At 65.6% G+C, this 24897-nt stretch carries 19 protein-coding genes and 1 tRNA gene; 10 read left to right on the forward strand and 10 right to left on the reverse strand.

The annotated features are described in order from the left end of the window. Position 1: 1 nt before the first annotated feature. The 4 genes from V5F84_RS00090 to V5F84_RS00105 are packed head-to-tail and all read right to left on the reverse strand — an operon-like array spanning position 2 to position 5494. Positions 2 to 2041: an oxidoreductase gene (locus V5F84_RS00090; RefSeq protein ID WP_394042953.1), complete on the reverse strand. Its 2040-nt coding sequence runs from the start codon at positions 2039 to 2041 to the stop codon at positions 2 to 4. A gap of 40 nt (positions 2042 to 2081) precedes the next feature. Beyond that, positions 2082 to 3095, reverse strand: coding sequence for a GlxA family transcriptional regulator (locus V5F84_RS00095; protein WP_394043142.1), 1014 nt, complete (start codon positions 3093 to 3095; stop codon positions 2082 to 2084). Between the two features lie 2 nt (positions 3096 to 3097). Next, positions 3098 to 4231 carry an FAD-binding oxidoreductase gene (locus V5F84_RS00100; RefSeq protein WP_394042954.1) on the reverse strand — a complete coding sequence of 378 codons (1134 nt, stop codon included), beginning with the start codon at positions 4229 to 4231 and terminating at the stop codon, positions 3098 to 3100. A 3-nt stretch (positions 4232 to 4234) separates the two neighbouring features. Then, on the reverse strand, positions 4235 to 5494 hold the full coding sequence (locus V5F84_RS00105) for an aromatic ring-hydroxylating oxygenase subunit alpha (RefSeq protein ID WP_394042955.1): 1260 nt from the start codon (positions 5492 to 5494) through the stop codon (positions 4235 to 4237). 255 nt (positions 5495 to 5749) lie between these two features. On the opposite strand from V5F84_RS00105, the gene V5F84_RS00110 reads away from it, so the two are divergent. From V5F84_RS00110 to V5F84_RS00125, 4 genes are read left to right on the forward strand one after another with little or no spacing between them, the layout of a single operon-like run. Then, on the forward strand, positions 5750 to 7003 hold the full coding sequence (locus tag V5F84_RS00110) for a sarcosine oxidase subunit beta family protein (RefSeq protein WP_394042957.1): 1254 nt from the start codon (positions 5750 to 5752) through the stop codon (positions 7001 to 7003). Positions 7004 to 7014: 11 nt separating this feature from the next. Next, positions 7015 to 7320 carry a sarcosine oxidase subunit delta gene (locus V5F84_RS00115; protein ID WP_394042958.1) on the forward strand — a complete coding sequence of 102 codons (306 nt, stop codon included), beginning with the start codon at positions 7015 to 7017 and terminating at the stop codon, positions 7318 to 7320. After that, positions 7320 to 10331, forward strand: a complete 3012-nt coding sequence (locus tag V5F84_RS00120; protein WP_394042960.1) for a sarcosine oxidase subunit alpha family protein — start codon at positions 7320 to 7322, stop codon at positions 10329 to 10331. The genes V5F84_RS00115 and V5F84_RS00120 overlap by 1 nt, the downstream gene beginning before the upstream one ends. Then, the gene (locus tag V5F84_RS00125) at positions 10324 to 10890 is read left to right on the forward strand and encodes a sarcosine oxidase subunit gamma (protein ID WP_394042961.1); all 567 of its coding nucleotides are present in this window, start codon (positions 10324 to 10326) and stop codon (positions 10888 to 10890) included. The genes V5F84_RS00120 and V5F84_RS00125 overlap by 8 nt, the downstream gene beginning before the upstream one ends. A gap of 23 nt (positions 10891 to 10913) precedes the next feature. Here the strand turns inward: V5F84_RS00125 and V5F84_RS00130 are convergent, their stop codons facing one another. The 3 genes from V5F84_RS00130 to V5F84_RS00140 form a co-directional block, all read right to left on the reverse strand. Continuing rightward, positions 10914 to 12134: an acyl-CoA dehydrogenase gene (locus V5F84_RS00130; protein ID WP_394042963.1), complete on the reverse strand. Its 1221-nt coding sequence runs from the start codon at positions 12132 to 12134 to the stop codon at positions 10914 to 10916. Positions 12135 to 12198: 64 nt separating this feature from the next. Continuing rightward, positions 12199 to 12636 (reverse strand): NUDIX hydrolase, encoded by a 438-nt coding sequence (locus V5F84_RS00135; protein WP_394042964.1) that lies wholly within the window; start codon positions 12634 to 12636, stop codon positions 12199 to 12201. After that, positions 12636 to 14285 carry a sensor domain-containing diguanylate cyclase gene (locus V5F84_RS00140; protein WP_394042965.1) on the reverse strand — a complete coding sequence of 550 codons (1650 nt, stop codon included), beginning with the start codon at positions 14283 to 14285 and terminating at the stop codon, positions 12636 to 12638. Before V5F84_RS00140 ends, V5F84_RS00135 begins: the two co-directional genes overlap by 1 nt. A 126-nt stretch (positions 14286 to 14411) precedes the next feature. Here V5F84_RS00140 and V5F84_RS00145 point away from each other — a divergent pair, with 126 nt between their 5' ends. Together V5F84_RS00145 and V5F84_RS00150 are read left to right on the forward strand one after the other, a co-directional pair. Next, complete coding sequence (locus V5F84_RS00145; protein WP_394042966.1) at positions 14412 to 15104, forward strand: YggS family pyridoxal phosphate-dependent enzyme; 693 nt, start codon at positions 14412 to 14414, stop codon at positions 15102 to 15104. A gap of 368 nt (positions 15105 to 15472) precedes the next feature. Beyond that, a tRNA-Glu gene (locus tag V5F84_RS00150) sits at positions 15473 to 15548 on the forward strand. Positions 15549 to 15688: 140 nt separating this feature from the next. Here the strand turns inward: V5F84_RS00150 and V5F84_RS00155 are convergent. After that, positions 15689 to 18013 (reverse strand): hypothetical protein, encoded by a 2325-nt coding sequence (locus tag V5F84_RS00155; protein ID WP_394042967.1) that lies wholly within the window; start codon positions 18011 to 18013, stop codon positions 15689 to 15691. A gap of 394 nt (positions 18014 to 18407) precedes the next feature. On the opposite strand from V5F84_RS00155, the gene V5F84_RS00160 reads away from it, so the two are divergent. Then, entirely contained in the window at positions 18408 to 20432 is a 2025-nt protein-coding gene (locus V5F84_RS00160) for a DUF4011 domain-containing protein (protein WP_394042968.1), read from the forward strand. Positions 20433 to 21529: 1097 nt separating this feature from the next. Here V5F84_RS00160 and V5F84_RS00165 read toward each other — a convergent pair. Then, positions 21530 to 21919, reverse strand: coding sequence for a hypothetical protein (locus tag V5F84_RS00165; protein ID WP_394042969.1), 390 nt, complete (start codon positions 21917 to 21919; stop codon positions 21530 to 21532). Between the two features lie 36 nt (positions 21920 to 21955). Next, positions 21956 to 22543 (reverse strand): hypothetical protein, encoded by a 588-nt coding sequence (locus V5F84_RS00170; protein WP_394042970.1) that lies wholly within the window; start codon positions 22541 to 22543, stop codon positions 21956 to 21958. 107 nt (positions 22544 to 22650) lie between these two features. Here V5F84_RS00170 and V5F84_RS00175 point away from each other — a divergent pair, with 107 nt between their 5' ends. The 3 genes from V5F84_RS00175 (at position 22651) to V5F84_RS00185 (ending at position 24770) form a co-directional block, all read left to right on the forward strand. Further along, on the forward strand, positions 22651 to 22887 hold the full coding sequence (locus V5F84_RS00175) for a helix-turn-helix domain-containing protein (protein ID WP_394042971.1): 237 nt from the start codon (positions 22651 to 22653) through the stop codon (positions 22885 to 22887). A gap of 204 nt (positions 22888 to 23091) precedes the next feature. Beyond that, positions 23092 to 23904: a HipA family kinase gene (locus V5F84_RS00180; protein ID WP_394042973.1), complete on the forward strand. Its 813-nt coding sequence runs from the start codon at positions 23092 to 23094 to the stop codon at positions 23902 to 23904. Then, the gene (locus V5F84_RS00185) at positions 23901 to 24770 is read left to right on the forward strand and encodes a DUF3037 domain-containing protein (RefSeq protein ID WP_394042974.1); all 870 of its coding nucleotides are present in this window, start codon (positions 23901 to 23903) and stop codon (positions 24768 to 24770) included. Before V5F84_RS00180 ends, V5F84_RS00185 begins: the two co-directional genes overlap by 4 nt. Positions 24771 to 24897: the final 127 nt, after the last annotated feature.

Here is a 24897-nt window from a genome sequence, read left to right on the forward strand (position 1 = left end):
CTCAGATATCCTTGCAGAGGCGCAAGGCGTCATAGATGGCGGCGTGGATGTTCCGCCCCGCCAGCGCATCGCCCACCCGATAGAGCGCGAAGCCCTTGGCGAGATCGAACGGCTGCGGCGTGCCCGCGACGATGGCGTCGAGGTCGATCTGTCCCGCATTCACCGAACGGGCCTTGAGCGCGCGATAGATCCCGTCCACCGGCAAGGTGCCGTATTCGACGACCACATGATCGACGATCCGCTCCTCCTCCGCATCGGTGAAGGTGTTGCGCAGCGCCGCCACCAGGCGGTTGCCCTCGGGATAGATCTCGATCAGATCGAGATTGGGCGAGAACACCACGCCGCGCTTGTAGAGTTCGCGGTAATGGATCGGCTGGTTGGTGGTGCCCACCTCCTGCGCCGGGTAGCGATCGGAGGTGACGAATTCCACCAGGCAGCCGCGCTGCGCCAGCAGTTCGGCGGTGGACGCCGCATTGTGCTGGCCCATCTCGTCGAACAGCAGGACCGAGCCCGACAGCTCCACCTTGCCGGTGAGCACATCGGCGGTGGAGAGCGCGCGCTCGGCGCCCTTGGCGGGACCGAGGCTCGGCGCGCCGCCGGTGGCGAGGATCACCACGTCCGGCGCCTCGGCGAGGATGGCGTCTTCGCTCGCCTCGGTGCCGAGGCGCAGGTCCACGCCGAGCTTCGTGACCTGCCCGACCAGCCAGCGCGGAATGCCGGAGAGCGCCTCGCGCCAGCCGGCTTTGGCGGCGATGTTGATCTGCCCGCCGGCGGCCGCGTTCTTCTCGAACAGCACCACCTTGTGGCCGCGCGCGGCGCATACCCGCGCCGCCTCCAGCCCGCCCGGCCCCGCGCCGACCACCACCACCTTGCGCCGCACGTTCGCCCTCGGAATGACGTGGGGCATGGTGGCTTCGCGCCCCGTGGCGGCATTCTGGATGCACAAAGCATCGCCGCCCACATAGATGCGGTCGATGCAATAGCCGGCGCCGACACACTGGCGGATGTCGTCCTCGCGCCCCTCGCTGAGCTTCTTCACGAGGTGCGGGTCGGCGATATGGGCGCGGGTCATCGCCACCATGTCCACATGGCCTTCCGCCACCGCGCGGGCGGCGGTGGCAAGGTCCGTCACGCGCTGGGCATGGAACACCGGCACCTCCACCTCGCGCTTGATGGCGCTCGGCAGATGCAGGAACGGCGCGACCGGGAACGACATATTGGGCAGGGAAATGGCGTGCGCCATGTCGTCCCGCGCCTGCCCGCCGAGCACATTGATGAAATCCACCAGCCCGTCGCGGGCATAGGTGGCGGCGATCTCCACGCACTCCTCATGCGAGAGGCCGTCGGCGATCATCTCGTCGCCCGACATGCGGATGCCGATGACGTAATCGTCGCCCGCCGCGCGGCGCATGGCTTCGAGCACTTCGCGGCCGAAGCGCATGCGGTTGTCCAGGCTGCCGCCATAGCGGTCGGTGCGCTGGTTCACGGCCGGCGACCAGAACTGGTCGATGAGATGGCCGTGGGCGGCGGAGACCTCGCAGCCGTCGAGCCCGCCGTCCTTGCAACGCCGCACCGCCTGGGCGAAGTCGCGGACGATGCGGGCGATCTCCTCCTCTTCCAGTTCCTTGGGGATGGTGCGGGAGGCCGGCTCGCGGCGCGGCGAGGAGGAGACGGTCGGGAACCAGTTCTCCGTATCCCATTTGGTGCGCCGGCCCATATGGGTGAGCTGGATCATCAGCCGCGCGCCATGGCGATGGATGCGCTGCGAAAAGCTCTGGAAAAAGGGGATGACGCTGTCGTCCGCCACCGACACCTGGTTCCAGGGCGCGGCCGGGCTGTCCAATGCCACCGAGGAGGAGCCGCCGAACATGGTCAGTCCGATGCCGCCCTTGGCCTTTTCCTCGTGATAGAGCTGGTAGCGCTCCTGCGGCTTGCCCTCCTTGCCATAGCCGGGCGCGTGGGAGGTGCTCATCACCCGGTTGCGGATGGTGAGGCCCTTGATGCTCAAGGGTTTGAGAAGCGCGTCGGCATTCGCGATCATGGGCGGGCTCCGGCGCCGCGGGCGCAGGCGTAAGGGGAAATCATGCGGCGCGCTCCGCCTTGGGGGAATGGCCGTAGCGCCGCCCGTAGGCGACGGAGAAGTGCGCCGCCGACTGGAAGCCGCAGGCGAACGCCACGTCGGTCACCGGCAGAGGCGAGAGGCGCAGCAATTCGCGCGCCCGGCCGAGCCGCAGGCCGAGATAAAAGACCCCCGGCGACTGCGAGAGATGCTGCTGGAACAGGCGTTCGAGCTGGCGCTGGGAGAGCGCGACGGCGGCCGCCACATCGGCCACCGACATGGGCTTTTCCACATGGCGCGCCATCAGCTCCACCGCCTTGGCGAGCGCCGGCTGGCGCGCCGCGATTTCCGGCGAAACATGGGCCTTGCGCCCTTCCGGGGCGCCGCTGCGCCGCACGATGAACTGGTCCGCCACGGCGCCCGCCGTGCGCGGGCCGAGCGCGGCGGCGATCATCACCAGCATCATCTCCAGCGGCGCGACGCCGCCGGTGCAGGTGAGGCGGTCCCGATCGATGACGAAGGCATCCTCCTGGAACGCCACATGGGGAAATTCCTCGCGGATCGCCGCCAGATTCTCCCAATGGATGGCGCAGCGATAGCCGTTCAGCAGGCCCGCTTCGGCGAGCGCAAAGGTGCCGGTGCAGAGCGCGCCGAGCGCCACCCCCTTGCGGGCCGCGCGGCGCAGGGCATCGCGCGTCGCCCGCGCCACCGCGTGGCGCACGTCGATGCCGCCGCACACGATCAGCAGGTCCAGCGGCCCTGCCTCCGCGAGCCGCGCCGTGGGGGTGAGGCTGAGGCCGTTGCTGGCGGGGCACGCCGCGCCGTCCACGGTCAGCACCTGCCAGGAATAGGGCGCGCCGCCGGTGACGTAATTCGCCATCCGGCAGGCTTCGAGCGCATTGGAGAGCGCGATCATGGAATAATTGGGCAAGGTGAGAAAGCCGATGCGCCGCAGCCGGGCGACCGGCTCATCCGCCGCTTCGGGCGCGTCGGCCGGTTCGGGCGCGGCTCGGGCGGATGTCAGGGCGCCGTGCATGCTCACCGCTCGATCACGAGGTCGCTGGTGGGCTTGGAACAGCAGATCAGCACCATGCCGGCGTCGATCTCCCGCTGGCGGATGCCGCCGCCGTGCTTCATCTCCACCGTGCCGTCCACCATCTTGCTCTTGCAGGTGCCGCACAGGCCCTTGGTGCAGGAGGAGGGAAGCCGCAGGCCGGCCCGCCGCGCCGCCTCCAGCACGTTCATGTCGGCGGGGCATTGGATCGTGCGGCCGGATTTGCGGAACTCGACGCTGTAGGTCTTCACGGCGGGCGTGGATTCCATCGCCGCTTCAGCGGCAGTCACCGCTTGCGCGACCTCCGGCTCCGCGCCGGCGAGCGCCGCGAAATCGAAGCTTTCCTCGTGATAGCGCGCCATGTCGAAGCCGGCGCCGCCCAGCATCTCGCGCACCGCCGCCATATAGGGCGCGGGGCCGCAGGTGAAGATCTCCCGTTCGCGGAAATCGGGCGCCGCGATCTCGAGGTGCGAGAGGCGCAGCCGCCCCATGAAGCCGTGCCAGGGATGGAATTCGCTCTCTTTTTCGCAGATGGCGGCGAAGCGGAAGGCGGGCTGGTTGCGCGCCATCAGCTCCAGCTCGGCGCGGAAGATGATGTCGTCCGGCGTCCTGGCGCTGTGCACGAACACGATGTCCGCGCCGCTCGAAAGATCATGATGCGCGCGGGCCATGGACATGAGCGGGGTGATGCCGCTGCCGCCGGAGAGGAACAGATATTTCTCCGCCTTATGCCGCGCGCAGGTGAAATCGCCCATGGGGCCGACCGCGCGCAGCACGCTGCCTTCGCGCACATGGTCGTGCAGATAATTGGACACCGGCCCGCCAGGCACCCGCTTCACAGTAATCGAGACCGTATCCGGCCGCGTCGGCGTGGAGGAGAGCGTATAGCAGCGGTTGATCCGCTCCCCCGCGATGTCGAGATCGAGCGTGATGAACTGGCCCGGCTCATAGGCGAAACGGGCGGGCGTCGCCGGGGCGAGGATGAAGGTCTTCACGTCCGCCGTCTCGGCGCGCACCTGCCGCACGATCAAGGCGTCGTCGCGCTCGCAATCCCAGGGCGGGCGCTCGCCCGCGAGGGTCGCCAGCAGCGGGTCGGGGCGAAGGGCGGGCGCGTCCATCGCTCAGCGCGCGCCATGGGCGCGCATGCGGCCCACGTACCAATTGCAGAATTTCTCCACCAGCATCTCAGTGTGGGGCGAATAGGGGCCGGGCTCATAGGCCGGGCTTTGCGCGCCCTGCTGGCAGAAGCCCACCAGTTCGCTGTCCTGCGCGTTGGTCGCCTCCCACACGGCGGTGAGATTGGCGATATCGTAATCTACGCCTTCCACCGCATCCTTGTGCACCAGCCATTTGGTGCGCACCAAAGTGCGCCCGGCATCCAGCGGAATGGCCGAGAAGGTCACCACATGGTCGCTCATGAAATGGTGCCAGCTGTTGGGCTGGGTCCAGAAATGCAGCGCCCCGTGCCGGGGATCGTTGATGGCGCCGAGCAGCTTCTTGCACGCCGCCTTGGTATCGCCGGTGTGGCTCTCCCCCGCCCCGTCCAGCGGCAGGCGCTCGGTGCGATAGCCGGTCACCCTGTCGTCGAGATGCTCGACCATCTGCGAGGGGAAGCCGCAGCTCTCCCAAGTGCCGTGGCTCTCCTTGACGAGATCGGCATAGCGCGCGGCTTCCAGCCGGCCCATCTCGTCCAGTTCCTCGGGCGCAAATCCGAAGCCGTAGGCGAACAAGGGCACCGTCAATTCCGGATGATTGCCCGCGCAGTGATAGCACTCGCGGTTATTCTCCATGGTGAGCTTCCAATTGCCGGGCTCGATCAATTCGCTCTCGAACGCGACCTTGGCGTTGCGCAGATCGTGCGGCGCGAGATAGGGCGCCATGCGCTGCGCCATCTCCTCGAAATCCTCCGGCGGATGCTCGGCGAGGCAGATGAACAGCAGCCCTTCCAGCGAGCGCAGATGCACCGGCTTCAGGCCGTGGCAGGCGGCATCGAAGTCCTTGCCCATATGCTCGGCGAACAGCAGCTTGCCGTCGAGATCATAGGTCCAGGCATGGTAGCGGCACACGAGGTTGCCCACCGTCGTCTTGTAGTCGTGCAGCAGGCGCGCGCCGCGATGGCGGCAGACATTGTGGAAGGCGCGCACCGCGCCATCGTCATTGCGCACGATGATGATGGAATGGGCGCCGATATCCACCGCCATGGCGTCGCCCGCTTCGGGTACGTCCGGCTCGACGCCGACGTAGATCCAGTGGCGGCCGAAGATGATGTCCATGTCGGCGGCGAAGATGGCGGGGCTGGTATAGAACGGCGCCTCCAGGCTGTAGCCGGGCCGGCGGCGGCGCAGCAGCGCCTGGAGGTCGGTGTCGGTGGTGTCCAGCATGTCGCTCTCCCCGCGCGCCGCCCGATGCCCAGATGCCGGCGCGCCGATGGATGGAATTGTTCGACTTAAAGACGCCGTCCGCTTTTCTGATTGCGACATATTTTAGCGCGAATGCGCCATCCGTGCGAGCCACCCGGCGCACGGCCGGTCGAGCCCGTCGAATGTCGGATTTATTCCAGAATGGGGTCGCAAGCCGACGAGATAAGGCCACGCCCCTGGTGCACCTTGGCGGAAGGAACCAGGGGACCGAGGCCCATGCGCCGTTTTTCCTTACCATCGCTGCTGTCGGAAGCGCTGAATGCCCATCAGGGCTGGCCGCGCCAATGGCGCGACCCCGCGCCCAAGGCGAGCTATGATGCCATCATCATCGGCGGCGGCGGCCACGGGCTCGGCGCGGCCTATTATCTCGCCAAGGAACACGGCCTCACCAATATCGCGGTGCTGGAAAAGGGCTGGATCGGCGGCGGCAATGCCGGGCGCAACACCACCATCATCCGCTCGAACTATCTCTATGACGAGAGCGCCGCGCTCTATGAGCATGCGGTGAAGCTGTGGGAGGGCCTCTCCCAGGAGCTGAACTACAACGTCATGTTCTCCCAGCGCGGCGTGCTGATGCTGGCGCACAATGTCCACGACGTCCAAAGCTTCAAGCGCCACGTCTATTCCAATCGCCTCAACGGCATCGACAATGAATGGATGACGCCGCAGGAGGCGAAGGACTTCTGCCCGCCGCTGAACATCTCGCCGGACATCCGCTATCCCGTGATGGGCGCGGCGCTCCAGCGGCGCGGCGGCACCGCGCGCCACGACGCGGTGGTGTGGGGCTATGCCCGCGCGGCGGACGCGCTGGGCGTCGACATCCTGCAGAATTGCGAGGTCACCGCCATCAACCGCGGCCCGGACGGGGCGGTGACCGGGGTGGAGACCACGCGCGGCCCCATCAAGGCCAAGAAGATCGGCGTTTCCGCCGCCGGCCACACCAGCGTGGTGATGGGCATGGCGGGCGTGCGCATGCCGCTGGAGAGCTTTCCGCTGCAGGCTTTGGTCTCCGAGCCGGTGAAGCCGTGCTTTCCCTGCGTGCTCATGTCGAACGCCGTGCACGCCTATATCTCGCAATCCGACAAGGGCGAACTCGTGATCGGCGCGGGCACGGACCAATATGTCTCCTACAGCCAGCAGGGCGGGCTGCACATCACCACCCACACGCTGGACGCCATCTGCGAACTGTTTCCGCAATTCACCCGCATGCGCATGCTGCGCTCCTGGGGCGGCATCGTGGACGTGACGCCGGACCGCTCCCCCATCATCGGCAAGACGCCGGTGAAGGGGCTCTATGTGAATTGCGGCTGGGGCACCGGCGGCTTCAAGGCGACGCCCGGCTCGGCGAACGTCTTCGCCCACACCATCGCCCGCGACGAACCCCATCCCATCAACGCCCCGTTCACCCTCGATCGCTTCCGCACCGGCCGCCTCATCGACGAAGCGGCGGCGGCGGCGGTCGCGCACTGAAGGCCCGCGTCATGCTCCTCATCCCCTGTCCCTATTGCGGCGCGCGGCCGGAAATCGAATTCCACTGCGGCGGCGAAGCCCATATCGCCCGCCCCGCCGATCCTTCCGCCCTCTCGGATGCGGAATGGGCGAACTATCTCTTCATTCGCACCAGCCCGAAGGGCGTGCATGCGGAACGCTGGCTGCACGCCCACGGCTGCGGCCGCTGGTTCAATGCGATCCGCAATACGGTGAGCGACAGCATCCTCGCCACCTACAAGATGGGCGAGAAGCGACCCGATATCGCGGCGGCAGACCCCGCCCAGGGAGGCAAGTGATGGCCCAGTCTCATCGCCTTCCCACGGGCGGTCGGGTGGATCGCGCCCGCCCCCTCACCTTCACCTTCAACGGCCGCACGGTGGAGGGATATGCCGGCGACACATTGGCCTCGGCGCTGCTCGCCAACGGCATCACTTTGGTGGGCCGCTCGTTCAAATATCACCGCCCGCGCGGCATCCTCACCCATGGCGCGGACGAGCCCAACGCCTTGCTCAGCGTCGATCGCGGCACCGGGCGCGTGGACCCGAACAACCGCGCCACCGTGGTGGAAGCGACGGAAGGCCTGAAGCTCGCCTCGCAGAACCACTGGCCCTCGCTGGAACATGACATCGGCGCGGTGAACGACCTGCTCTCGCCGGTGCTGGTGGCGGGCTTTTACTACAAGACCTTCATGTGGCCGCGTTCGTTCTGGGACAAGGTCTATGAACCGAAGATCCGCGCAGCGGCCGGCCTCGGCGTGGCGCCGGACGGTCCCGACGCGGACCGCTATGTCCACCGCAACGCCCATTGCGACGTGCTGGTGGCGGGCGCGGGACCCGCGGGCCTTGCCGCCGCGCTCGCCGCGTCGGAGACCGGCGCGCGGGTGATCCTCGCCGACGAGCAGGCGGAAATGGGCGGCAGCCTACTGCACGAGGCGACAGCCGTCATCGACGGCGTCTCGGCCGCCGCGTGGGTGGCCCAGGCGCTCGCGGCGCTTTCGAGCCGCCCCAATGTGACTCTGCTGCCGCGCACCACAGCCTTCGGCTATTACAACCACAATCACGTGGTCCTCACCGAGCGTGTCACCGACCATCTGGCGCAGCCGGATGCGCGGCTGCCGCGCGAGCGGCTGTGGCAGGTGCGCGCGAAGGAGGTGGTGATCGCCACCGGCGCCCACGAGCGGCCCCTCACCTTCGCCGACAACGACCGCCCGGGCCTCATGCTGGCGGAGAGCGTGCGGGTGTTCATCAATCGCTACGGCGTCGCGCCGGGCCGGCAGATCGTGTTCGCCACCAATGGCGCCAGCGCCTATCGCGCGGCGGCGGATGCCAAGGCGGCGGGGCTCGACGTGACTTTGGTGGATGTCCGCCCCGAGGCGCAGATCGGCCCCGAGCGCGCCCTCGTCGCCGGCATCCCCGTTCTGGCGGGCCACACCGTCGTCGGCTCGACCGGCGGCAAGGCCTTGACCGGGCTGATCGTCGCGCCGGTGGATGCGGCGGGCAAGGTCGGCGCGCGCCGCACGCTCGCCTGCGATTGCGTCGGCATGTCCGGCGGCTGGACGCCGAGCGTGCACCTGTTCTCCCAATCGCGCGGCAAGCTCGCCTTCCGCGCCGAGATCGACGCCTTCGTGCCGGGCACCTCGGCGCAGGCGGAACGCTCGGCCGGCGCCTGCAAGGGCACCTATGACCTCGGCGAGATCCTGGCCGAGGGCTGGACGGCCGGCGCGCAGGCCGCGGGCGCATCCGGCACCCGCGTTTTCACGGCGACGCCCGCCACCGCCACCGGCTTCAAGCCGGCCCGCGTGCTGCCCACCGACGCCGACCCGAAGAAGGTGCGCGCCTTCCTGGATTTCCAGAACGACGTCACCGCCAAGGACATCGGCCTTGCGGTGCGCGAGGGGTTCCAGAGCGTCGAGCATGTGAAGCGCTACACCACCAACGGCATGGCGACCGACCAGGGCAAGACCTCCAACATGGCGGCACTCGGCATTCTCTCCGATCTGCTGGGCAAGCCGATCCCGCAAGTGGGCACCACCACCTTCCGCCCGCCCTATACGCCGGTCACCTTCGGCGCCATCATCGGCTCGGCGCGGGGCGCATTGTTCGATCCCATCCGCAAGGCGCCGCTGCATGATTGGGCGGCGGAACACGGCGCACAGTTCGAGAATGTCGCGCTCTGGCGCCGCGCCTGGTATTTCCCCAAGGCCGGGGAGGACATGCATGCGGCGGTGAACCGCGAATGCACGGCGGTGCGCGAAGGCGTCGGCATCTTCGATGCCTCCACCCTCGGCAAGATCGAGGTGGTGGGGCCGGATGCGGCGGAATTCCTCAACCGCATCTATCCCAACGCCTGGCTGAAGCTGGAGCCCGGCAAATGCCGCTACGGCCTGATGCTGAAGGAAGACGGCTTCGTGTTCGACGACGGCGTCGTCGCCCGCCTCGCGCCGGATCGCTTCCATGTCACCACCACCACCGGCGGCGCGCCGCGCGTGCTGGCGCATATGGAAGATTATCTCCAGACCGAATGGCCGGACCTGAAGGTGTTCGTCACCTCCACCACCGAGGAATGGGCGGTGATCGCGCTCCAGGGTCCGAAGGCGCGCGACGTGCTTGCGCCCTTCGTTTCCGACATCGACCTCTCCCCGGAGGCGTTCCCGCACATGGCGATCCGCACCGGCCATATCCTGGGCGTGCCGACGCGGCTGTTCCGCGTCTCCTTCACCGGCGAATTGGGCTATGAGATCAACGTGCCGGCGGACTATGCCCGCGCGGTGTGGGAGGCGCTGTACGACTACGGCCAGCGCTTCGGCATCACGCCCTATGGCACCGAGGCCATGCACGTGCTGCGCGCGGAGCGCGGCTTCGTCATCGTCGGCCAGGAGACCGACGGCACCGTGACGCCCGACGATCTCTGCCTCGGCGGCATGGTCTCCAAGCTGAAGCCGGACTTCGTCGGCAAGCGTTCGCTGGCGCGGCCCGACATGAGCGTGCCGAACCGCAAGCAATTGGTCGGCCTCACCAGCCTCGACGGCACCACCGTTCTGGACGAGGGCGCGCAGGTGGTGGCCGACACCGCCCAGCCGATCCCCATGAAGATGCTTGGCCATGTCACCTCCTCCTATTGGAGCGGGGCGTGCGGGCATCCCATCGCCATGGCCCTGATCGAAGGCGGGCGCGCCCGCATGGGCGAGACACTGCACGTCACCACGCCCGCCGGTTTCACGGCGGTGAAGGTCTCGGCGCCGGTCTTCTTCGATGCGGACGGCAAGCGCGTGAACGGCGCTGGAATTGGAGAGAGCACCCATGGCTGACGCCCAGACCCTCGCTCGCCGCACCCCGGTGCTGGCGCCCGTCGCCGGCGGACGGATCACGCAGGTGACGCCGCTCGCCCCCGCCGCGCGGTTCGTGCTGCGGATCCGGGACGCCGAGACCGTGCCGGCCGGGCTGATCGCCGGCCTCGACTTCGGCGGCGCGCTCAACACCTGCTCCGGCACGGCGGACCGCTTCGCTGCGCGCCTCGGGCCGGACGAATGGCTGGTCGTCGCGCCCGAGGAAGACGGCGCGCGGCTTCGCGCGGACCTGGAAGCGGGCCTCGCGGGCCGGTTCTTCTCTCTGGTGGACGTGGGCAGCCGCAATTGCGGCCTCCGCGTCGCCGGCCCCCATGACCGCGACGTGCTCAATGCCGGGATCGCGCTCGATCTTACCGACACCGCCTTCCCGGCCGGGAGCGCCACGCGCACATTGCTCGGCAAGGCGGACGTGGTGCTGGTGCGCGCCTCGGCGGAGGAGAGCTTCCAGGTGGAATGCTGGCGCTCGTTCGCGCCCTATGTCTTCGCCTTCCTGAGCGAGGTGGCGCAGGAGTTCGACTGAACCCCGCGCCGCGCTCTCAGTTCTCAGAAGAACGCCTGGATGCCCGTGATCGCCCGTCCGAGAATGAGGGCATGCACATCGTGCGTGCCCTCATAGGTGTTCACGGTCTCCAAATTCTGCGCGTGGCGCATCACGTGATAATCCTGCTGAATGCCGTTGCCGCCGTGCATGTCGCGGGCGACGCGGGCGATATCCAGCGCCTTGCCGCAATTGTTGCGCTTCATGATCGAGATCATGTCCGGCGACATCTTGCCTTCGTCGAACAGCCGGCCCACCCGCAGCGAGCCCTGTAGGCCGAGGGCGATCTCGGTCATCATGTCCGCCAGCTTCTTCTGCACCAATTGGGTCGCCGCCAGCGGGCGGCCGAACTGCTTGCGGTCGAGCGTATATTGCCGCGCCCGCGCGAGGCAATCCTCCGCCGCGCCGAGCACGCCCCAGGAAATGCCGTAGCGCGCCCGATTGAGGCAGCCGAACGGGCCCTTCAGGCCCGAGACGTTGGGCAACAGGGCCTCCTCGCCCACCTCGACGCCGTCCATGACGATCTCGCCGGTGATCGAGGCCCGCAGCGACAACTTGCCGCCGATCTTGGGCGCGGAAAGCCCCTTCATGCCCTTCTCCAGCACGAAGCCGCGGATCTCATTGCCATGGGCCTCCGATTTCGCCCACACCACGAACACGTCGGCGATGGGGGCGTTGGAAATCCAGGTCTTGGTACCGGTGAGGCGATAGCCGCCGTCGATCTTCGCCGCCCTGGTCTTCATGCCGGCGGGGTCGGAGCCGGCGTCCGGCTCGGTCAGGCCGAAGCAGCCGACATAATCGCCGAGCGCGAGCTTCGGCAGATATTTGCGGCGCTGGGCCTCGTCGCCATAGGCATAGATCGGATACATGACCAGCGAGGATTGCACGCTCATCATGGAGCGATAGCCGCTGTCCACCCGCTCCACCTCGCGCGCCACGAGGCCATAGGCCACGTAGGAGGCGCCCGCGCCGCCGTACTCCTCCGGCACCGTCACGCCCAGCAGGCCGAGTTCGCCCATCTCGGTGAAGATGGCGCGATCGGTCTTCTCGGTGGCATAGGCCTCGACCACGCGGGGGGCCAGCTTGTCCTGGGCATAGGCGTTGGCGGCATCGCGGATCAGCCGCTCGTCCTCGGTGAGCTGATCGTCCAGCAGGAACGGGTCCGACCAATCGAAGGCCGGGGCCTTGGCGTGGGCCACGGGGCTAACCTTCGACGCGTGTGACATGACAACCTCCCAGATACGGCCCTGCGGGCCGGCAGTTCATTCCTCGGACCATCGCGCACGGGTCTCAGGCATCTTCGATCATGGCCATGGCCTGGCGGGCCACGTCCAGCACGCGCAGACTCAATTCATCCTGCCGCGCGGCGATCTCGTCCAGAGCGAACCAGCCGGTATCCAGTGCATCATCGGCCGCCTGCGCCTCGCCGTGGCGCCAATGGCACAGCACCGCCACCAGAACGTAATGATGCAGCACCTCGCCCCCGGCGCCGCGGTCCAGCGCGTCGAGCGCGCACAGGGACGGGCCGGCCAGCGCCTCGATCCCGGTTTCCTCCAGGAGCTCGCGCACCGCCGCCTCGGCGGCGGTCTCGCCCCATTCGATGCGCCCGCCGGGAAAGCCCCACAAGCCCTGGTCCGGCGGATTGGCCCGCTGCACCAGCAGCACTTTGCCCGCCCGCACCACAACCGCGAGCGCGCCGCAGCCCGGCCGGCGTGCCGCCCCGCCCATCACAGCCGCTCCGCGGACAGATCCGGCGCGGCCACCACGCGGTTGCGCCCCTGGCGCTTGGCTTCGTAGAGCGCGGCATCCACCGCCGCAAGCAGGCTGTCCGGCGAGCCGGGAAAGCGCGGCACGGTCGCCGCCGCGCCGAAACTCGCCGTGAGCCGGCGCGAGGGCACGCCGGGATGCTCGATGCCGAGGGCGGCGACCAGCCGGCGCACGTCCTCGGCGAATTCCACCGCCCCGGCGAGGTCGGTATCGGGCAACAGCACCACGAATTCCTCCCCGCCATACCGGGCCGCCAGATAGGCCGTGCCGGCGGTCGCCGCCGAAAGCATGCGCGCCACGCTGCGCAGCGCGTCGTCGCCCGCCAGATGGCCGCGTCCGTCGTTGAACAGCTTGAAATGATCCACGTCGGCCATCACCAGGGCGAGCGGCCGCCGCAGATCGCCGGCCCGCACCCAATCTTCCGACAATTGCACGTCGAACGTGCGTCGGTTGGCGAGGCCCGTGAGCCCGTCCATGCGCGCCAGCGCCGCGAGGCGGCCATTCTGGCTGCGCAATTCCTCGGTGCGCTCGGACAGGCGCTGGTTCATCTCGCCGAAGGCGGCGACCAGCGGCTGGAATTCCTCCACCCGCACCTGGCTGATGGTATCGGCCTCTTCCCTGCCGACCGCGACGATATCGAACGCGAGCTGCTGCACCGGCTCCACCACCAGCTTCTCCGCCGCATACCAGGCCAGCACGATGAGGATCGCCACGCCGCCGAGCAGGGCGAAGAAGATCGTGAAGATGCGCTGATCGATGTCAGCGATCACCAGCGAGGCATCGCTGCCCACCAGCACCCGCAGGTCGGTGCCGGCGAGGCGGGCGAAGGCGAAATATCGCTCCTGGCCGTCGATCCCCACCGCCTTCAATTGTCCCTCGTTGCCGGCGAGGACCCGGCGAATCAGCGGATGATCGCGGAAATTGCGTCCCACGATGTCCGCGCCCTCCGGATAGCGCACCAGGATGGTGCCATTGCCGTCGATAATGCAGACGGTGACGCCGTCCTCGACGCCGGATTGGGCAGCGATTCGCGCCATCCATTGCAGGTCCACGCCCACCGCGGCGAGGCCGATGGGATCGCCCTGCGGATCGCGTTCCGCCTCCGCGACGGCGATGACGCTGCGTCCGGTGTTGCGGGCGGTGATCAGGTGGCTGATCACCGGCTGGGGGGTTTCGAGCGCGGCGCGCACATATTCGCGGTCGGACAGATCGATGCCCATGAGGGCGCGCGTGCTGGCGCACACGACGCGGCCGTCGACGCCCGCGATGAAGGCCCCCTGTATGCCCACCGCCTCATTGTTGAGGCGGCGCAGGAACTGCTCGCATCCCACGGGGTCCTGCATCAGGGCCGAGGCCTGGCGGCTCAGCGTCTGCACCACCGCCTGCGCCGCGCCGACCGTTTCGCGCTGGGCGAGCGCGGCGGCTTCGGCGATGTCGTGCAGCTGTTCATAGGTGCGGTCGATCTGCTCCTCGCGCGAGGCCAGCAGCGCATAGATCCGCTCGGCGGAAATCGGCAGGGCGACCAGCAGGATCAGATAGGCAAGCCGCCGTCTGATGCTGACATTCCGCCGCCGACGCCGCCCCCAAAGTCCCTGAGCTTGATCGGCCATGTAGGTCCAGCATCCCCGGCCCGCCTGCCATGCGGACACCCCCTTCTCTTCCTTCTACCGCGATCTTTCGACAAAAGGGAGCCACAATGCCATCCGCCCACCGGGGCGCACGAAGGATCACCCCCCATGCCCGATCTGGACCTTGAAGGACCCGCGGACCGCCTCGCCCAGGTGCGCGCCGCGCTCGACCTCGCCAGCCGCGAGGCCGGGCGCCCCAGCGGCACGGTGGAGCTGATCGCCGTCTCCAAGACCTTCCCGGCGGCGGACATCGTTCCCGTCATCGCCGCCGGCCAGCGGGTGTTCGGCGAGAACCGGGTGCAGGAAGCGCGCGAGAAATGGCCGGCGCTCCAGGCCGCGACCCCCGGCCTCGCGCTGCATCTCATCGGGCCGCTGCAATCCAACAAGACCCGCGAGGCGGTCGAGACCTTCGACGTGATCCACACCGTCGACCGGCCGAAGATCGCCCACGCCCTGGCCGAGGAGATGGCCCGCCAGGGCCGCCACCTGCCGGTGTTCGTGCAGGTGAACACCGGGGCCGAGCCGCAGAAGGCCGGGATCCTGCCGCAGGAGGCGGATGCCTTCATCGCCGAATGCCGCGAGGCCTGCGGCCTCGACGTGATGGGGCTCATGTGCATTCCCCCGGTGGCCGACGTGCCGGCGCCGCATTTCGCCCTTCTGGCGCAGATCGCCGCGCGCAACGGCCTACGGGGCCTCTCCATGGGCATGAGCGCGGATTTCGGCGTGGCGATTCACCAGGGCGCGACCCATGTGCGCGTCGGCAGCGCCATTTTCGGCCATCGCCCGCGTCCCCTGCCCTGACCGGCCGGGGAAGGCCGGACGATGAATCCCGGGCCTTGGGCCTTGGGCCTTGGGCCTTGGGCCTTGGGCCTTGGGCCTTGGGCCTTGGGCCTTGGGCCTTGGGCCTTGGGCCTTGGGCCTTGGGCCTTGGGCCTTGGGCCTTGGGCCTTGGGCCTTGGGCCTTGGGCCTTGGGCCTTGGGCCTTGGGCCTTGGGCCTTCAAGAGTCGAGGCCGCGCGACCGCGCCCGTCAAGCCCGGCGCCGGCTTCCGCCGCCGGAGACCGCCGTCCCCCGCAGGATCGGCACTCGCCCTGGGGATGACGTCAAAAGCCTGCAAGGAAGGACTTGCTGGCCGCCCGGTTCGCGGCTATACGGAGCCCCTTCCGCGCAGCTCCCATCGTCTAGCGGTCTAGGACGTCGCCCTCTCACGGCGAAAACAGGGGTTCGATTCCCCTTGGGAGCGCCAACGTTTTCAAGCACTTAGCCCCGCCATCCGCGGGGCTTTTGCATTTTTGGGAAGAATTTGGGGAGTATGCGTCGGCGGACGTAGGCGGATTTCTGCGGGATTTGCCGGGATTGGGCGGGATTTTGAGTGGGACGCGACCGTTAGGCCGCCTCCCAAACCCGGTTCAGAATCTTTGCTGCGAGCGCGGCTTTGTCCTGCGGCAGGAACCGGCCGTAGTGGCTCGCGACCATCTCGGGGGTGTCCTGGATTGCATAGCTTGCCTGTTCGTAAGAGCCGGTGACCTTCAGGATATGGGTCGCCAGCACGTCGCGGACACTATGCGGCCCGTGGGGCAATAGCCCTTTGATGGCGCCCCTCCCGGTGTAGGGGTTGTGAATCCCATATCGTTGGATCGTCAGCCGCCACGCCTCGTAGAAGCTGTTCTGGCAATAGGCCGGATCCGCCGTCTTCGCTTTCACGGACTTCACGAAGAAAGTGCCAGGGTCGATGGCTTCGTTGAGGAGCATCTGGCGATGCCGGTCCAGGTAAGCTTCAATATAATGGTAGAGGTTGCCCAGGTCCGGCAGCACCAGGCGAAAGGGCTTGGAGCCGAAATAGGAGGAGGTGGCGTTCTTGAAGGCACGGGCAGGAATGAAAACCTCCCAGCCCTGATCGCGTTCAGTCCACCGCAATTCCCCGCGCTTGGCGTCTTCCAACTGACGTTCCGTCGAAGGAGGCCGCCCACGGGGGCAAATTAGGAGCTGCCGCAGGTTCTTCTGCCTCAGGCCCGTGTGAAGCCCGAAGCGGATCATTAGGAACGAACGAACAGCTTCTGCGGCCGCCACAGGGTAGCGCTTGGCGTCCGGCATCAGCCGTAGGATCTCCTCCGGGATTTTGAGATATTCCCGCAGTGGGCTCTCGGACTCAAGAACAGCCAGGATCGGCTCGAAGGGGTCTCTATGCACGCGCACCACGCGGTTGATTTCCCGCACGCGGGCCTGAGCATGTTTGTGGAATGCGTCGCATGCGCCATCCCAGTCGGCCCGAGCTCCGTCTATGTCCGCTTCAGTGATCAGGTTCGGGATTGGCTTCAAGCGCTCCGCGAGCGAAGGGGTCTGACGGATCCAGCCCGTTTCCTTCCGCGTCAACGCGAGCGCCACCGTCAGCATATCGATTTCCCATTTGGTGAAGAAACCCCGCCGACGCTCGCGCCATTGCACATACCAGTCCCATACGATGGGAAAGATCAACAGGCCAAAGGTCAAGTTTGCCAGCGACACGCCGAAGCCCCGCACTGCGCCGTTCGGTGGGGCGGCAAGCGCCCCGAACATCAGGCCGAAATGCTCGATCCTTTGGCAAGCCGTCTCTTCTCCCCAAACGCCGTTGCGCTGGAAGCCAAAGCTGGTGAGCGTCGCCGTCTTGAACCGCACGAGCTCGGCCATCTCGGCCGCGAGCTGCGGCGGTGCATCTGTAATTGAGCAGGCAAGGTCCGGATCAATCTCCGGGCCAAACAACCGATCATCGACGGCGGCCCGAGCTCGACGACCGTTCTTCTGCTGGAATTCAGGGAATCGGATGGCATAGGGCTGCTTCATGGCCGCGGCCTGGAACTGCCGATATTCGGTCGCGCCGCTAATGACCACCCGCTGCACCCATTCGAGAATCTCTTCCCGTTCCTTCAGAGGCCGGCGGTCAAAATCGTGAGGCAGGTGCCATGCGAGACGCCTGCGTTCGGCCCGATCTATCCCGGCGAGCTTTTTCATGGAGGGGCTACGGTCGGTGATGGGAAGCTTGGACCGAAAGTAGCCAGTGGGGAGGCGATAGCGTCTATCGAGAAAATCCAGGGCGAGGAGGCTGTTCGCCGTGCGAGGTATCTTCCGGTCGCGCAGCCACATGCGGATCGTGGTCACCGACACAGGGCAGCCGCCTGCGGCGAGCACCCTTTCGAGGTAGCATGCACTCTCGCTGTGCCTATCCATGTGAAGCTGAAGGGCTTCGACAAAGCTTCCCGGGTCAACCCAGTCGCCTTCCCTGGCGACGGGGAATTCCACAATTGGCTTGGGCTTCGGTCCGGTCTTCCAATCGCGCTTCCTCTTCACCGTGGGCCCATCGCCTTCTGAGGGCTCCGACGTGGGTAGGTGTTGAGGTTGGGTAGGAGCCTCAACAGGAGCACGCTTCCGCGTTTCTGCCCGGGTAGACCGCTCTCTGCGTTTCTTTGAAGAGACTTCGCGAGCAAGCGCATCCACGACAGGAACCAGCCCAGGGCCAGCCTGAATCATCTCCTGCGCATCGATCCCGCACGACGATGCTATGGAGAGCCAATCCGGCGCGCCACGTGGTCCAGGAGGCAACTCGCCTGCTGCAAGCAGGAAGAGAAGGTAGGAGCGGAACGCGGCCATCTCGCGGGGCGGCAGCAATGCAGATCCTCGGACCTGACAAAATTTCACAATCATCCGCGCGAACTGCGTCTTCGGCCTGCCGATCATGCCTGCTGCTCCGTTGCCGGCCCGACTGCCGGCGAGGGCGCGCTATGTCCATGATTCACGAGGGGTCGGAAAGAGGTGTTGAGAGGTATTATGTGGATTGCGCGAAAGACCTCGACGTCCGCTCCTGCCGCTTTGGCACCCACCCTTCACAGTGCGCTCCAGCTGCTTTGGTGTAAACGGCGGCCTACGTTGTCTCGTGGGGCAGGGAAGCAGCCATTTGTCGGTGTTTGCCGGCCGAGCCAGCTTTTGCAGCGGTTATCTTGGTGATGCGAGTCTCATAATCCTTTCCCTCTACGGCGGTTAGGAAACAGCCCATCGACTTCTCCCTCAAAGTTGGATGATATTCCCGTTGGGGTAAGGGCAACCTATGGGCTGCTCAACTGTGGGGGCCAAGGTGAGTGAAATCGTCCAGAACGGTGCCTCTCTCGAGGAGTCGCCGAAAGTCAGCATAACTGCCGACGTCGCGTCGTCCTTCACTTATGCCTCATACCAGAATGCGGTGCCCGTATTGCGCGCCCTGGCAGTGAGCAACCCAACCGGGGAACGCCTCGAAGGGTGCAGGATCGCGCTTTCCGCGAACCCTCCCTTTCTCAGGCCCAAGGTCTGGACCGTTGATCGACTGCTGCCAGGCGATGAACTGGCCATGTCGGACCGGCGGATGGAACTCGATCCTGCCTATCTCGCACACCTTGATGAAGCCGAGCGCGGCGAGGTTTCGTTCACCCTGAGCCAAGGTGAGGCGATCCTCGCAGAGTATTGGACAACCGTACGCCTTCTTGCGCGCGACGAGTGGGGCGGGGCGGACATGATGCCGTTGCTGGCGGCCTTCGTCATGCCGAATGACCCAGCGGTGGGAAAGCTGGTGCGATCCGCTTCCGATATACTCGCCCGGCATGGGCACCAGCCCGGCCTTGATGGATACCAGAGCGGTGATATCAACCGGGTTCGCTTTATCGCGGCTTCGCTTTATGCGGCAGTGGCGGCTCTCGATGTGCATTATGCGGAGCCGCCTGCGAGCTTCGAGCGCCTGGGGCAGAAGGTTCGTCATCCCTCCGCAGTCGCGTCGGGCGGCCTTGCTACCTGTCTCGACAGCACGCTGCTACTGGCCGCGGCCTTCGAGGCGGCCGGCCTCAATGCAGTGCTCCTGCTGTTCGCGGGACACTCGGGTGTGGGCGTTTGGCTGAAGAAGAAGACGCTGCTAAATGCCGTTGTCACCGAGCCTATGGAGGTGCGCAAGGCACTTGCGGCCGGCGAACTGCTGGTGATCGAAACCACCGGGGTAACGCGCCGACCCGTGCTCGCGTTTGATGACGCCCAGGCTGCCCTTCTGCATCGTCTTGAGGAGAGTCGCGAGTATGAGTTCCGCTGTGCCCTCGATTTACGCCGGCAGCGAGACGGAGGCATCATGCCTCTGGCCACGCATGAGGCCGCCCGTGCAGATGAGGGCGAGCGCGCCGGCATTGAGCTGGGCCTTCCGTCTCTTGGCGACAACGATATGCCAACGAGCGCGCCGGCGGAGGACAAGCCCAAGACACCCCACGGGCGTATCGAACGCTGGCAGAAGAAGTTGCTCGATCTGACGCTGCGCAACCGCCTGCTCAATTTCAAGGACTCGAAGAAAACGGTTCCGTTCTTGTGCACCGATGTGGCGTATCTGGAGGATCGCCTATCGAGCGGGACCGGCATTCGCCTCATATCGCTGCCGGAGCAGAACCCACTCGGCGGACGCGATGCGGATCTCTATCGGGATGTGCGAGGTCAGGACATCCATCGTGGCTTTGCGGCTGAGGCTCTGTCGCGCGACGAACTGCCGTCGCTGCTGCCCGCGAACACGCTGGAGGCTCGTCTGATCGACCTCTATCGCGAGGTCAAGAACGACCTTGCCGAGGGCGGCACCAACACCCTCTTCCTGGCGGTTGGCTTCCTGCGGTGGCGGCGGCAGGGCGAGGTGCGGGACTATCGCGCACCCTTGCTGCTCGTGCCGGTCCGCCTGGAAAGGACGGCGGCATCCGCGCGTTTCACCCTGCGTTTCCACGAGGACGAGGCTCGCTTCAACGCCACATTGCTCAAGTTCCTGGAGGGCGAATTCGATCTCCGGTTACCGCAATTCGACGGGCCGCTGCCGCGGGACGAGAGCGGCGTCGACGTGCCGCAACTGCTCGCCGAGGTGCGAAGAGCGGTGCGCGATGTGCCCGGCATGGAAGTCGTGACCGAGACGGCGCTATCCACTTTCTCATTCGCCAAGTACCTGATGTGGAAGGATCTCGTGGATCGCACGGACCTCTTGCGTCGAAACGCGGTGGTGCGCCATCTCATCGATACGCCGGAGGCTCCGTTTCCTGGTGCCGGGCGCCTATGGTCGGATCGGCTGGAAGGAGTCCTCCATCGCCAGCTGCCCAATGGAAAAATGCTCGCATAGCTTTAAGATAGACGTTTGCCGCGTGCGGGGTGCTTGCCCGTCGCTCCCGTCCGGCAACTATCTCCTTCGCCGTCAGGTCTGTGAGGAGAGCTTTGCCCGCGCTCTCGCTGATCTTCCGATAAATGAACTCCCGCTGTCGTCGGGTGCCGTTGGATAGCTGCGCCCAGGCGGAGCTACTTCGATAGAGGTCCAGAGCTGAAGCGAGAGAACCCTGGACGGCGCGGTTAAATGTCGTCGGCGGAGCGTCGATTGCGACCCGGTACTCTGTCCAAAATTCCGGCGTGTCATAATCAGCGCGGAGGCGGATGCGAGCGGCGCCCGGCTTGCGCACGTACCAGATAATGCGCCCGTGGCGCGTCGCCTCTCGACAAAGATAAAGGGCATATCCCCGCGGCATCAGAGCACAACGCCCTTCAAGCGGTTCAGCCTGTCCGCTTCCACATCATAAGCGGTGTTTGTCGCAGGCATCACTATGTTCTCGCCCAGCTCGATGGTCCCTCGAGCGAGATCAACACGAGCTTGTAGGCCAGCCCTTTTTGCTGCCTTCAAAACGCGCGTTACGTCGGCTTCTGTGAACTTAGCTGACCTGCGTACCATCTGACCCTCGAACCTAGCTTCGACGAGCTCTTTCATTTCTAGGGACTGACAAACTCCCTCGTAAATGACGGCCTCTCTTAGGCGGTTGCCTCGCCCTGCGCCGCTTGCAGCAAAGTGTCCGGCTCTCAATAAAGGCAACGTTACCGCGGTACGCCCCCCGATAACCGCCAGCTTTCCTTGTGAGCGGGTCCCGCTGGCAGCCACGGCCCTGTTGAGAACAGAACGAACGCATCCACCCATTGCGGGGCAAAGGAGTCATGCCGTGGGCGCGAGATATCCCCGGTATCCCGAGACGCAGCGCCGAAGTGACCCGCTTCTGATGGCCGGCAAGGCCTGCCGACAGCTATTGGCGCCAAGCAACTCCATGGCGCCCCAACGACAGCAACTCGGCGTCAGCAACTTCAGCAGCCTTTGCCTTAGGGAATCCCTCCACCGCGAGCGCCGTGACGGTGCCGAGCGCGCCGGTAGCCTTGAGTAGGGCGCGGCGAGGTATGGGGTGCTCACGCATGGGTCGCCTCCCCGCCCATCCGAGAGACAATGACCCGGGCGGTCGCCATAGCGTATTGGGAAACGCCATGGGCGAATCCGGCGTGAACACCGCTCCAGCCCTGCCCGGCTACGGCATGGTCGATCATGTCCCTAAGCACGCATGTGAGCAGGGTCGAATGGCATACGGTAGGGTAGGTGCCTATAAATGTGAGGAATTCGACGGCAAGACTCTCGCCGGTCTCGTAGTCTGCGCTGTAGTTGCCGGTCGGGCTCACTACCCAATGGTCGATCCCGCTGCCTTGCGGCTTGCGCCGCTCCATGAACGAAAGGGCGTCGTGGTAGCGAGGAGCTTTAGGGGCACGCAAGGACGCGGCGTTTGCCGGCGCGGTGGGGCGAGGCATTGGTAGGCTCCGGAGATTGAGAGGTTGGTGGGGGGATCAAGCGATGCGGGAAAGGCGAAGGGCTTCGTCCGCGGCACGCACCTTGGCGAGCACGACAGGGAAGTCTTCCCACGTTGCGAAGGCAGTGCGGGCCCGCTCGGCGAGGGCTGTGTCAGTGGTGGTGAAGGTGAGCGCGCCGGCCGGCCCGGTGAGGCGTCCAAACTGGACACCGTCGCGCTTCAGGGCGAAGCCATCGCTATCGCGCTTCGCGGTATAGCTGGCAGCGATGCTGGCCGCGGCCTTTTCAGCGGCGACGATCCGCTCCAGCGCGGCGAGACGCTGGATGTCATTCGAGCGCTTGCGGGCGGCATAGGCGTCGCGGGGCTCGGGGGCATTCCGATAGCTCGCAGCCGTGATGCGGGCAGCATTCAGGGCGTGCTCGGCGCGGCGGATGACCTCGGCGCGATGGCAGCCGCGCGGCACCGACACGTATCGCTGCACCACCTCCCAGGGCGTCACCGGGGCGTTGCGGGCCTCGTTCCACGCCTGGCGCAGGCACGCCGCGAAGCCTAGCCGTGTGAAGCGCTGCATCGACTGGCTGCATAAGAACCAAGCCCGGCGCATGAGGAGCGATTTGTCGTGCATCGTCCAACATCCAAATTAACGTTTTTCGTTATGGTTACGTTAATTCGTTGCAGATAGACGTGTCAAACGAAAATCGTTATGGCTGAGTTAAAATGACAGGAGAGAACATGACGCCCGCTCAGTGCCGAGCAGCTCGCGGTCTTGTTGATTGGTCTCAGGCTGACCTAGCGTCGGCCGCAAATGTCGGTCTAAGCACACTCAGAAATTTTGAAGCCGGCCGCTCCGCCCCGATGGCGAACAATCTCGCCGCGCTGCGCGCTGCCCTCGAATCCGCGGGCGTGATACTCGTGGAAGAGAATGGCGAAGGGCCGGGGGTAAGGTTAAGAAAGTTGCGCCAAGGCTGAAGGCCAAGCCTTCAAGGCGCTTTACAAGATGGTGAGCTTTTCCAGCTTCTTTTAATGTGTCTTTTCAGCATTCGGGAAGGGCTCGCACGCTGCAACCTGCAACTTTGCGTGCCCAAACCCTGCAGGCAGCCGTCCGGCAGAAACGGCAAAGCCAAGCCTTCGTTATTGCAACCTTGGCCTACCCTGTGAAAGGGTTGCACAATTATGGGGAGTGGGAGCGCCGGTGTGCTGAGAAAGGCCTATCCAGTTCAATTCGATCGAGGAACATCGTCAGGGAGAACGGCACCATCCATCGTCACATGTGAGCTCGATGATGGCGCCGTCGTGGAGGTAGTCGCCAAATTTTCTGCGAATTGTGACGAAGGAAATGTGAGCTTGGCCATGGAGGTCGTGGCGGCGTGTTTGGCTGCAGACCTCGGCCTGCCTGTTCCCGAACCATTTGTCTTGGAAGTGAGCCCCGCATGGGCGAACACCATCCCGGACGTGGCAAGACGAGCAAAAATCCTCGCCAGCTCCCCTGTTGCGTTTGGCTCTCGCCTAGCCGTGGGCCAGTTTGCGGCCTGGAACTCGGGAAACAAGATTTCAGACACAATGCGGCCTACAGCCGCTAGCATATTCGTTTTCGATGCAGCGGTCCAAAATTTCGACCGGCGAACCAATAACCCCAACTGCCTCGTCCGCGGCGACGAGCTGATAATTTTCGACCACGAGTTGGCGTTTTCGCATCGCCTTCCGCTATTCGGGTGGGTACCTCCTTGGCGGCTAGGCGGGCTGGCATCTTTTGAACACGGGGGGCATATTTTTTGGAGGGGCTTAAAAGGGAGTAATGTTGATCTGTCTCCCGTCGGTGCCGCATGGGCGGGCTTGTCGGACGGTCAGATTGCGGATTATGAGGCTGCAGTTCCCGCCGAGTGGGGAAACGCAGCTTCGGCCGTGTCGGTGGCGGCAAAGCTTATCCAAGATGCGCGTGACAACATCGACGGTGTGCTGGCGGAAGTGAGGCGGGTGCTTTCATGACAGATAGAACAGCCTACACCTACACGGTATTGCGGTACGTCCATGACGTACTGACCGGTGAGTTCGTGAACGTCGGTGTTGTGATCTTTCTTCCGTCGTCAGGCACCGTAAAATTCAAAACCCGATCGACAATCGGGCGCCTGAAAGGCGTATTCCCAGACATCGACCGCAGAGCCTTTGTCAGCGCGATGCACGCTGTGCGCCGCGCCCTACAGGGTGTCGCCAGAAACGAAGGCCAGCCGGGCCTTTTCACCGAAGTCCAAGACGCTGCGACGATTGCCCGGAAGGCGCTGCCGCTCGACGACAGTTCGTTGCAGTGGTCGCCTAGTGGGTCGGGCATTACCGCAGACCCCGGGCAAGCGCTGGAGCGTATTTATGCGCGCTTCGTCTCTCGATACGATTGCCCGCCACGCCATCGTCGATCGGACGAGGACATCTGGCGGCCAGTCCGGCGCAAACTTGAAGAAAAGAACCTTGCCCAACGCCTTCAAGAAAAGTCCATTCATGGGGAAGTGGACGATATTGTATTCAAGCACGCATGGAAGAACGGCCAGTGGCATGTTTATGAGCCCCTCTCCTTTGATTTGGCAGATGCTGATGGAATTAAAGTAAAAGCACGTGAGTGGCTTGGCCATCTTGCTGCGGTGGTCGCCGGAGGCGATGCTGAGAGGTTCAAACCTCATTTTATTGTTGGGGCACCGGCGGATCCAAAGTTGACTGATGCTTATAGGACAGCGTTGGCTATTTTGGAGCGCGCCCCGAACAGCCCGGAGGTGTTTGAGGAGACGGATCTAGACACCTTCGTCGCTCGCATTGAGGATGAAGTGAGAGCGCACGACGCAGAACAGGATGCGCGGAGAACCTAAAGGTTATCGTCCATCATGATCGCCCGCCAGTTCGTCCCGGCTCACGGTCGGGGCCTACTGCACGGCGTTAGGCCGCGTGGCAGCCCCCGCGCGCGGCTCACATGGATGATCTGCACTAGCTCCTCGG

This window comes from Roseixanthobacter liquoris (assembly GCF_043195135.2).
Classification (GTDB): domain Bacteria; phylum Pseudomonadota; class Alphaproteobacteria; order Rhizobiales; family Xanthobacteraceae; genus NCEH01.